The organism is Clostridia bacterium (assembly GCA_012840125.1).
Lineage (GTDB): Bacteria > Bacillota > DULZ01 > DULZ01 > DULZ01 > DULZ01.
Window position 1 is genome coordinate 1 of the sequence record DULZ01000082.1, and the last position, 9684, is coordinate 9684.

The following is a 9684-nucleotide window of genomic DNA, read 5'->3' on the forward strand; positions in this document are numbered from 1 at the left end:
AGACTATCTGGTAGATAGGCCGAAGGTGTAAGGGCAGCAATGCCTTGAGCCGATCGGTACTAATCGGTCGAGGGCTTGACCTTCGATAAGAATTCTTAGGCTTAAGCTTCGCTGTGGAGTTTTGAGGTAACAGGCTAAGTTACAAGCAAATAATTTCTGGTGGCCATAGCGGAGAGGAAACACCCGTTCCCATCCCGAACACGGAAGTTAAGCTCTCCAGCGCCGATGGTACTAGGGGGTGTGCCCCTGGGAGAGTAGGTCGCCGCCAGAAATTATATTTGACAGGCTAGGATGACAAGATCCTAGCCTTGTCTTTTATTGACGTGCTTTATAGCTATCACTATTATGAAATTGCTGCCCGGTGTGGAGCATGGTAAAATAGTGTTAACATGCAGGAATAGAGGTTGTGGCGATGAGAATAGCGGTCATTGACGGTCAGGGCGGGGGCATTGGCAAACGAATCGTAGAGGCGATTAGGGAACGTTTACCTTGTGATATAGAGATACTGGCTTTAGGAACGAATGCGGTAGCAACGATGCAAATGCTCAAAGCCGGTGCCAATGAGGGTGCCAGCGGCGAAAATGCTATTGTTTACAACATTGATAAGGTGGATATCATCCTAGGTCCTATTGCCATTTTGCTCCCGAATTCCATGCTTGGCGAAATGACGCCCAGGATGGCCCAAGCCATTGCTGATTCTCCGGCCATTAAGATTTTGCTGCCCATCAACCGTTGTGGAGTTTTGATTGCCGGTGTGCGGGATGAGCCGTTGCCTCATCAAATTGAAGACCTTATCAACAAGCTGGCGGAGAAAATTCAGGGTAAAGAAGGATGATGCGGTGTGAAGGATATGCACCTAGTGGCTTCTAGCATAGAAAAGTGGATCCGAGAACAGATTGCTGCAGCCGGAGCCGAAGGCGCCGTTTTCGGTTTGTCCGGGGGAGTGGATTCGGCCGTAGTGGCAGGCTTGTGCAAAAGAGCTTTAGATGATCGGTGCTTGGCGGTTATCATGCCCTGTTACAGCAACAGCCTGGATGTGGAGCATGCTAGGTTGGTAGCGGAGACTTTTCAGGTTCCTTACACAACAGTGGATCTATCCAGCACCTTTGATACTTTGCTGAAAGAGCTCAATAACCACCTGATAGGAACAGGAACGATTCCTCGCGGGGCCGTTGCTAATATAAAGCCACGACTGCGCATGACGACCCTCTACTTTTACGCGGCTTGCTATAACTACCTGGTGATGGGCACGGGTAATCGGAGCGAAATTGCGATTGGCTATTTTACAAAATATGGTGACGGGGGAGTGGACCTGGAACCCATCGGGCACCTGCTAAAGGAAGAAGTTCGTGAATTGGCTGCTTATTTGGGTGTCCCGGAAGTCATTATCAATAAGGCTCCGTCGGCCGGTCTCTGGAAAGGCCAAACAGATGAAGGCGAATTGGGCTTCACCTATGCCCAGTTGGACCATTACCTAAAATTACAAGAGGCACCGCCTGAAATCAAAGCCAAAATAGAGGCATTGCAAAGGGCGAGTGACCATAAACGGCGCATGCCTCCCATTCCAACTACTTGACAAAAAGATCAGGAACTCACGGTGGAGTTCCTGATCTTTTATATGCCGTTTTGCTGGAGCAGCCCGTTGACTAGGTCTACCGCTTTTACCGCATCGCTGGCATATCCGTCCGCGTTAACAATGTGGGCAAAATCCGCTGTGGTTGGTCGTCCCCCGATTATTACTTGAATGCTGTTTCGCAACCCGTTTTGTTCTAATTCATAGATGGTTTCGGGGATCATGGGAAGCGATGTGGTGAGCATGGCTGATAAGGCTACAATGTCCGGTTCATGTTCCTGTACTGCAGCTACGAAATCTTCCGGCTGGACATCGATCCCCAGATCCAGGACTTCGTAGCCGGCACCCCTTAACATCATGGTGACCAGGTTCTTGCCAATATCATGAAGATCCCCGGCCACGGTCCCGATTACGATTTTACCGCGACTTTTTTGGCGGGCTGCGGAAAGATGAGGTTTTAGCGCGTGCAGTCCGGCGTGCATGGCCCGGGAAGCGATGAGAACTTCGGAAATAAAAATCACGTTGTCCCGGAGCTTTTGTCCGATAATTTCCATACCGGGGAGAAGGGCTTGCTCGAGAATGGTATGGGGATCAGTGCCATTTTGCACAGCTAATGTACAGAGCGTCCGAACCCGGTTGGCTTGGCCTTTAACCAGCGCTTCGGTGATTAGTTCCAGTTCCGATCTATCCAACCTCCAATGCGCCTCCTTTGGGATTACAGGGCATTCTGTTTGAACCTACTCGGTGTGATACCTTCGACACGCTTAAAAACTCTGGTGAAGTAGGCCGGGTCATCAAAACCGCTTTTCTCGGCCACCTGCATAATGGTATATTTAGGATTCTTAAGCATCTTTTTGGCCTTTTCGATGCGCACGCGATTCTTGTATTCCATTAAAGTGCAACCCAAGGTATGTTTGAAGATCCTGCTCAAATAGCACGGGCTGAGATAGACGGCCTGGGCGATTTCATCAATGGTGAGTTTTTTGTTGTAGTTTCGCTTGATATAGTCTGCGGCCTTTTGGACGGCTTGTAAATTACGAGTGCCATTGCTTTCAATTACGTAGGCAAGATAAGTGTCCAGCATTTCTCGCGCCCAAAGGCATAATTCTTCCACATTGGTCATGGAAAGTATTTCTTTGTAGCAGTGAGAATTGAGCTGGAGCAACTCTTTCGACATAGCCCCCCCGGCAGCGCAGGCTCGCGATATTACGACGACCAATTCGATGAGGTGCGCTTGTACCGTGTCCAGTTTCGCCGAGTACTTTTCCAATATTTCGGCCAGTATTTCTTCAAGAAGCTGGTGAGCCGCCTCCTTGTCGCCGTTCTTGACCTTGGTTTGCAGCTCATATTCTTTGTCCAGGGAGTACATGGCAAAGGTCCTGGACTCGAGGGTGTGAATCTCTATTTCCGCTTGTTTGCGGGCGTGAATCTCTTCCGCCAGCCTGGCTTGCTGGGCGGCGATCTCTCGCCGCTGTTTCAATACCGTAGCACCGCTCTGCATAATCTGATTGGCGACGATGAACAAAAGATCAGCCGCAGCTTGCACTTGGTCACTCGGCATAATGGGCAATTGGGCCGCAGACCATTTTACCTCGTTTAAATTGACGTCCAGATCCTTTACCATTTCTTCAATCTCATCCAGGAAATAGTCTTCCGGTTCCCACATAAGCACTTGTCCACAAATAATGGCGCCGATGTGGTCTTCTAGCACAATGGGTGCCGCCCACATGATCAACCCGGCATGGCATCGGAAAATATATGGCTCCCCGTATGTCGCTGCATCTTTACATGCCCGCGCATAGGAGCGCTTGCATTTCCTGGCTCCTTGCTCATCCGACCGGATCATCTGGCAAAAACGGCAATCCTTGATCTCGTGATCCGTAGAGACAATGGTTTCCCCGCTATCATCAACTAAAATGGCTTTTAACCCGGTGGATTTGGAAAAAGAACACAACATTTTTTCGATGACGTCTTTTTCAATGCAGTCCCACAGCCAGTCTGTTTTACGGTCGTCAGGGCTGCGTGTTAAATCCGAGTCCACGGTATCACCCCCGATGCCTTCTTCCCGTGCCTCTGGTTATTAAGGAAGAAAACAAAGCAAAGTGCAAAGTCAACTTGATATTTAGTATAGCACACAAATTCGAAAAAGATTAAGTTTTGTGATTTGATAAAATGAGCCATTCACCTGCTGGGTTAGAATGGCTCATTGAAGCAAGACGTTATTTAACAAAGTCGTATTTTTCCGGGTCAAACTTGTCTTTGGGAACGGTTTGCAACATGCGCTCGGTGAATTCCTTTTCGTCGTCAGGGATGGAACTAAGTTGTTTTTCCATGATGTCCAGATAACGAACTTCGCGGTCCGCCAGCAGCAATTCACCGGATTTATGAGCTTCACGGATCTCTTTGATGCTGGCGGCGGCGGCAATTTTGATACGCTCGAAATGGCTTTGTCCCTTCACAATTTCCTGGCTAATTTTTAGCACTATTTGTGGGTCCAGTACGTAAGCTTGAGGATCGTATTTGCGGTCGGATTCGGCCAGCATATCCCGCAATTCCAGCGCCTGGCCGCGGGATGCGGCTACGTTCATCAAGCGGCAGTCATAAATCAAGTTTTCCAGGCTCACCACCGGTGCCATGCCACCTAGGAGCCTGACGTTTTCCACGGATTCGTTACTCCATAGATCCGCTACACAGGCGGCAATGTTCCCTACCGTACTGGAATGGGCGCAGGCAGCGGATTTGCCTTCCATGGAAATAGGGGTGCCGGTAATTGCTTTAATATAAACGCCTTCATATCCGCAGTCTTTATCAGGGCCAACGGCACCTTCCTCCACCGCCACCATGGTGCGTACCGCGCTCATCACCCGGTCAACGGCCGCAAAGACCCTGGGGATGAAGTTCTTGTTAGCTAAAACCATGGAGGTGTTGGCAAAACCGCAGGCCGTGTCGCCGGCCGGGAAGGAGTTGGTTTGCTGGCCTATTTTAACGATATTTTGCCACAGGATTTTCATATCATGAACACCGATGATGCCTAGGGCAAACAGAGCTACCGGCAAATCACAATTCATGACGGCATCGTCGTGGAGATTCTTTCCGCCGATGGATTCAATGGATAGAAAATCCGCTCCTGCCTCCGCTCCCCCAAGGAAAGTAGCCATAATATTGTCCCAGTGTTCGCCGCGGTACATGTGAGTAAGGTTTTTGCCTTCCCGGATATCCACGGGCGTCAAGCGCAGCACACTCTTTAAATTGTACTTGGCTTCATATTCGGCCATAACGTCCCGGACAATTTTGGTAATTTCTATTCCCCACTGGGGATTAAAAGTGCACGGAGGAAGAAGTTCGATTTCTACCACGAGGCCGGGCACGTTTAACTCATGGGCTTTGGCGCAGATTCCTTCAATCATTTCTCTGTACTGTTCTTTAACTTTTGGAAAAGTTTCTTCCGTGATCTGCATGGGAGGAAGGGTGAAATTAATCTCCGGGTAAATCGTTCCTCCCCCAATCACCATGCCGTTCTTACAGTGGACCGGCTTGCCTGCTTTTCCGTAAACAAACTCATTAAGATTGGTGTAATAGACTTGGTCAAACTTAATACTCACAAGTTTCCCCCCACTCGTTAACTTAGCAACTGGTTTACTAGTTCCACCGCCGACGCAGCATCCGGAGCGTAACCATCGGCGCCAATCTCATCGGCAAATTCCTGAGTTATGGGTGCGCCACCCACCATTACTTTGACTTTGTCCCTTAGAGCGGCGACCTGCAAGGCTTCAATAGTTTGTTTCATGGCTAACATAGTGGTGGTCAGTAAGGCCGATAGCCCCAAAACCTGCGCGTTATTTTCTTGGACTGCTTGGACAAATGCTTCCGGAGCAGTGTCGGTACCTAAATCCACTACTTTATATCCGGCGCTTTCCAACATCATGCCTACCAGGTTCTTGCCGATATCATGGAGGTCGCCTTTAACGGTTCCGATGACTACGGTTCCTTTATTGGTCATCTCCCCATCTACCAATAAGGGTTTTACCATATCCATCCCGGCGGTCATGGCCCGCGCAGACATTAACACTTCCGGGACAAACATGTCACCGACTTTGAAGCGCTGGCCGACCACATTCATACCTTTAATTAGACCTTCATTGATGATTTCTAAGGGCTTTAGACCTTCAGCTAAAGCTTTTTGGGTTAATTCCTTCACTTGTTGTTCCTGTCCTTCGATAACTGCCTGGCTTAAGGCCTCCAAGAAACTCATGGCTACTCTGTACCTCCTTTATTTTTGTTCTGTACGGCTGGCTAGTTTTTTAACTGGCGGCAGTCCTCACCCCTTTTTCGGCTTATCGGTGGGTTGTGTTGCAAAAAGCTTAAAAAAGTATACAAGATTTAGTCAATTTAAATTGTAAAACTGTAGCTTCACCAAATGAATGGATTATCTTAACAATAATTGTTTTATCCATACCTTTCGTCAGCCGCAAATGAGCCGGAAGAATTGCTTGCGAAGAGGCAGTTTCAAAGACAGGGACCCGGTGTAAACAGCAAAAAAGTGAAAGAAAGAAAAGAAAATTCCATGCCATGAAATTAAGTCTTAAGCTAAGCTATTAGGAGACACGGCGAACAGGAGGGAGGAAAAGTGACGCGACTTGACGTGATCTCCGGGTTTCTGGGAGCAGGAAAAACAACGTTCATCTTGCGGCTTATCCAAGCCTTAAAAAATGAAAAGATAGCCATTATCGAAAATGAATACGGACGAGTGGGTATCGACGGCGATATAGTGAGGACAGCCGGTATGGATGTTTATGAGTTAACTAACGGCTGTATTTGTTGTTCCTTAAAGAATGACTTGCGTCATACTCTCGAAACCATTTTGGAACGGCAAGTGGACAGGGTTGTTTTTGAGCCTTCAGGGATATTCGTCTTAAGTGAGCTCTTGGACTTGTTTAAAGATCCTGGGCTTCGCAGCCGCTGTGCCCTGAATGCAGTTGTTACGGTGGTGGACGCTACAAATTTTTTTACACACCTGGATCGTTATCCCGGGTTTATTAAGGACCAAATTCAAGGAGCAAGTGTTTTAATAGTCAGTAAATCCCAATTGGTTGATGCCAGGGTGTTGCGAGAAATCGAGGACCATTTGTGTCGCCTTAATCCGATGGTGCCGGTGTGGAGCAAGCCATGGGATGAGTTGTCCGACCACGTCTTGCTGGGATTCTTGGCAGGTAGCCACCGGAAAAGTTTGGGACGAGAATTAGCACGGCCTCAGGGGGAACATGAATTCGAGGCTTTCAGTATCATTACCGGGAAGCAGTTTACCGAAGAGCAGTTAGTATGCTTTTTGCACCAGGTTCTGAACGGTGTTTATGGAGGGATTGTGCGAGGTAAAGGTGTGGTACCTTCGGGACAGGGAGGGCTTAGTTTCAATTATGTAACCGGCCAATATGAGGTCAGACAGACCTCGGATTGTTCCGGCAAAATCAGTTTAATTGGTCGCGACATGAAGGTGGAGGAACTAAAGAAATTTTTTCAATAAAATCAAGGGGCACCAGCCCTGGAGAGAGGGCGGTGCCCCACGTGTTTTAGGCTAAAATTCGAATTTGCCGGCCCGATAGGCATTCAGGTAATTAGCGCAGTATTCATCCCTACCCACGAGGGTCTCAGCAATGATTAGGTTCCCCATCATGCGTTTATCAAGGGGATTGATGATGAGGGCATCAATGCCTTTCGCAACGGCCATGATGGCGAATACCTGGTTAATATACTTCCGATTGGGCAAACCGTAGGAAACATTGGACAAACCGCAAATGGTGTTGACGTTGAATTCTTTCTTGAGTCCTTCCACAGCCTTGAGAAACTCGATGCCGAATCGCTGGTTGGTTGATACCGGTTGCACCAGCGGGTCTACGTAGATGTTTTCGAATTTGATGTTATTTTGTACTAATAGGTTAACTAAACGGTCAGCAATCTTGAGCCGTTCCTCTGCTGTTTCCGGCATACCCTCGTCGCTCATGCATAAAGCTATCACTTTTAGATCAGTGCCCGCCAGTACCGGAAGTAGGGCCTCGTAGCGATTTTTCTCCAGCGAAATGGAATTGATCATGGCTGTGCCTTTATGGACCGAGAGAGCTGCTTGAATGGCTTCCGGATCCGGGCTGTCCAAGCAGCAGGGGGCGTTACCGGTAGCTTCCTGTACGTTGGTTACCAACCATTTCAGGTATTCAGCTTCCTTTCCAACAAAGATCCCGGCATTTACATCGATAAAGTGGGCGCCGGCTTGGTACTGGTCAGCGGCGATTTGTCTGATGGTCTCCGCATCTTGATTTCTGATAGCATCGGCAATTTGGCTGCGGCTGGCATTAATCAGCTCACCAACAATTAACAATGTTATTCCTCCTTTTTAAATATTTTGTAAATACTGCGAATCGGGGGCTATTGGCAAAATTCATTGTAATTGTTCCGGAACTAATGATCCATGGACTTATTTGTCTTATCTTGAATAATTTGAACCATTCTTTACCTTGAAGATAAATTCTGCTAAGGGGTTTGCTTCTTGGAAGAGGTTCTTTAGTATGCTACAATACCCTGTGTAAATGAGTGTTTTGCGAGGTGAGAAACTAATGGCTGGCCATTCTAAATGGGCTAACATTAAGCACAGGAAGGCCAAAGCGGACGAAAAGAAGGCAAAAATATTCACCAAAATCGGCCGGGAACTGATGGTGGCAGTGAGACAAGGAGGGCCTGATCCCGAGGCGAACCCACGGTTAAAGGCTGTTATCCAGAAGGCCAAGAGCGTGAACATGCCCAACGAAAATATCATGCGCCATATTCAAAAAGCAACGGGAGGCGCTGATAATACCAATTACGAAGAGGTTGTGTATGAAGGTTACGGTCCCGGCGGCGTCGCCATCCTTTTAGAGATTATGACCGATAACCGCAACCGCACTGCCGGGGAAATAAGGCACCTGTTTTCCCGCAACGGCGGAAACCTGGGTGAGAGCGGCTGCGTGGCCTGGATGTTCCAGAGCAAAGGGATCATTAACTTGGAATTGGGGGATACTGATGATCCCGATACCGTTATGATGGAGGTCATCGAAGCGGGCGCGGAAGATGTCAGCATCAACGACGGTTTGGTAGAAGTGGTAACCTCGCCGGAGGATTTTGAAAAAGTACGGGAGACCCTGGCCGGTGCCGGGTACAAGATCCAGTCGGCGGAATTAACCAAAGTTCCCCAAACGACGGTGCAAATTTCGGATCCGGAGCAGGCCAAGCAGTTGCTGCGGCTGATGGACCTGCTGGAAGACCACGACGATGTGCAGGATGTGTATGCCAATTTCGACATACCGGACGAGTTGCTGGAACAAGTGCAATAGGCTGTCCCACGACAGCCTATTTTTTTTGTTTAAATTTTCCTCCAAATGGCAATAGTATATATCACCACAAAGCCAAGCGGAGGTTGGAAATGATGACGGGAAAACGCAAATGGGCCCTGGCCGGATGGATGGGACTCATACTGGCCCTGGCGGTCTTTCTGAACGGGCCCCGGATCAACCCCCCGCAGGCGCCTGTAAAGCCTGTAACCGGTTCCTTGGCGCAGGTGGCACAAGACGCCGGGCAAAGGGGCAAGCTAACGGTCCGGTACATGAGGGAATACTTAAAGTGCGGTCACCTGGTAACTGAGGGCACCGGGGAAATGGCGCCTGAAGAGTTGTGGGAGCTGTTAGAGGAAAAAGGCGGGGTGAGAATGCAAGAAGCGGGCGATCAGGCCCTGGTGATTGAAACGGAAGATGCCTTTTGCCCCGCTGACGCCAACAAAAGAAGTCTTGGCATTGCCGGTGATTACCTGGCCATCTTCAAAGGTCCGGCAGCTCTGGGGGAAATCGAAAAAGTGACGCAAATTAGAGTGGAACAGCTGCCGGAGGAATGGCGGGAACTTCTCGCCCGGGGCGCCCTGGAATTTCATGATGAAACCTCCTTGCTGGAAGCCCTGGACAGCCTGGATGAATACCAATCTTAGTGTTGACATGGTTTAAGAGGGAGCCATATCCCGATTAAGCCATGTTTTTTTGTCTTTGGCCGGACTGGGCCCGAGGTCCGGGCACAAACATGTCCATTTACCTTGCAGG

The 9684-nt window shown here is 48.9% G+C and carries 10 protein-coding genes and 2 rRNA genes; 7 read left to right on the forward strand and 5 right to left on the reverse strand.

The annotated features are described in order from the left end of the window. The 4 genes from GXX34_09430 to GXX34_09445 form a co-directional block, all read left to right on the forward strand. Positions 1-83: ribosomal RNA gene (locus GXX34_09430) — 23S ribosomal RNA — on the forward strand; the annotation flags it as partial. A 72-nt stretch (positions 84-155) separates the two neighbouring features. Beyond that, positions 156-271, forward strand: a 5S ribosomal RNA gene (gene rrf, locus GXX34_09435). A gap of 141 nt (positions 272-412) precedes the next feature. After that, on the forward strand, positions 413-835 hold the full coding sequence (locus tag GXX34_09440) for a DUF3842 family protein (GenBank protein ID HHW07731.1): 423 nt from the start codon (positions 413-415) through the stop codon (positions 833-835). A gap of 15 nt (positions 836-850) precedes the next feature. Then, positions 851-1576, forward strand: a complete 726-nt coding sequence (locus GXX34_09445; GenBank protein ID HHW07732.1) for an NAD+ synthase — start codon at positions 851-853, stop codon at positions 1574-1576. A gap of 38 nt (positions 1577-1614) precedes the next feature. Here GXX34_09445 and GXX34_09450 read toward each other — a convergent pair whose 3' ends face one another. The 4 genes from GXX34_09450 to GXX34_09465 all read right to left on the reverse strand — a co-directional run bounded on the left by GXX34_09450 (position 1615) and on the right by GXX34_09465 (position 5825). Further along, positions 1615-2265 (reverse strand): cobalamin-binding protein, encoded by a 651-nt coding sequence (locus GXX34_09450; protein ID HHW07733.1) that lies wholly within the window; start codon positions 2263-2265, stop codon positions 1615-1617. A 23-nt stretch (positions 2266-2288) separates the two neighbouring features. After that, positions 2289-3530 carry a helix-turn-helix domain-containing protein gene (locus GXX34_09455; protein ID HHW07734.1) on the reverse strand — a complete coding sequence of 414 codons (1242 nt, stop codon included), beginning with the start codon at positions 3528-3530 and terminating at the stop codon, positions 2289-2291. Positions 3531-3792: 262 nt separating this feature from the next. Beyond that, positions 3793-5175 (reverse strand): methanol--corrinoid methyltransferase, encoded by a 1383-nt coding sequence (locus GXX34_09460; GenBank protein HHW07735.1) that lies wholly within the window; start codon positions 5173-5175, stop codon positions 3793-3795. Between the two features lie 17 nt (positions 5176-5192). Further along, positions 5193-5825, reverse strand: a complete 633-nt coding sequence (locus GXX34_09465; protein ID HHW07736.1) for a cobalamin-binding protein — start codon at positions 5823-5825, stop codon at positions 5193-5195. Between the two features lie 375 nt (positions 5826-6200). Between GXX34_09465 and GXX34_09470 the strand changes: the two genes are divergently transcribed. Beyond that, positions 6201-7094, forward strand: coding sequence for a GTP-binding protein (locus GXX34_09470; protein ID HHW07737.1), 894 nt, complete (start codon positions 6201-6203; stop codon positions 7092-7094). Between the two features lie 51 nt (positions 7095-7145). Here GXX34_09470 and GXX34_09475 read toward each other — a convergent pair whose 3' ends face one another. Beyond that, complete coding sequence (locus GXX34_09475; protein ID HHW07738.1) at positions 7146-7943, reverse strand: methyltetrahydrofolate cobalamin methyltransferase; 798 nt, start codon at positions 7941-7943, stop codon at positions 7146-7148. A gap of 235 nt (positions 7944-8178) precedes the next feature. Here GXX34_09475 and GXX34_09480 point away from each other — a divergent pair, with 235 nt between their 5' ends. Together GXX34_09480 and GXX34_09485 are read left to right on the forward strand one after the other, a co-directional pair. Next, positions 8179-8931, forward strand: a complete 753-nt coding sequence (locus GXX34_09480) for a YebC/PmpR family DNA-binding transcriptional regulator (GenBank protein ID HHW07739.1) — start codon at positions 8179-8181, stop codon at positions 8929-8931. An 89-nt stretch (positions 8932-9020) separates the two neighbouring features. After that, entirely contained in the window at positions 9021-9575 is a 555-nt protein-coding gene (locus GXX34_09485; protein ID HHW07740.1) for a hypothetical protein, read from the forward strand. The last annotated feature ends 109 nt before the right edge of the window (positions 9576-9684 follow it).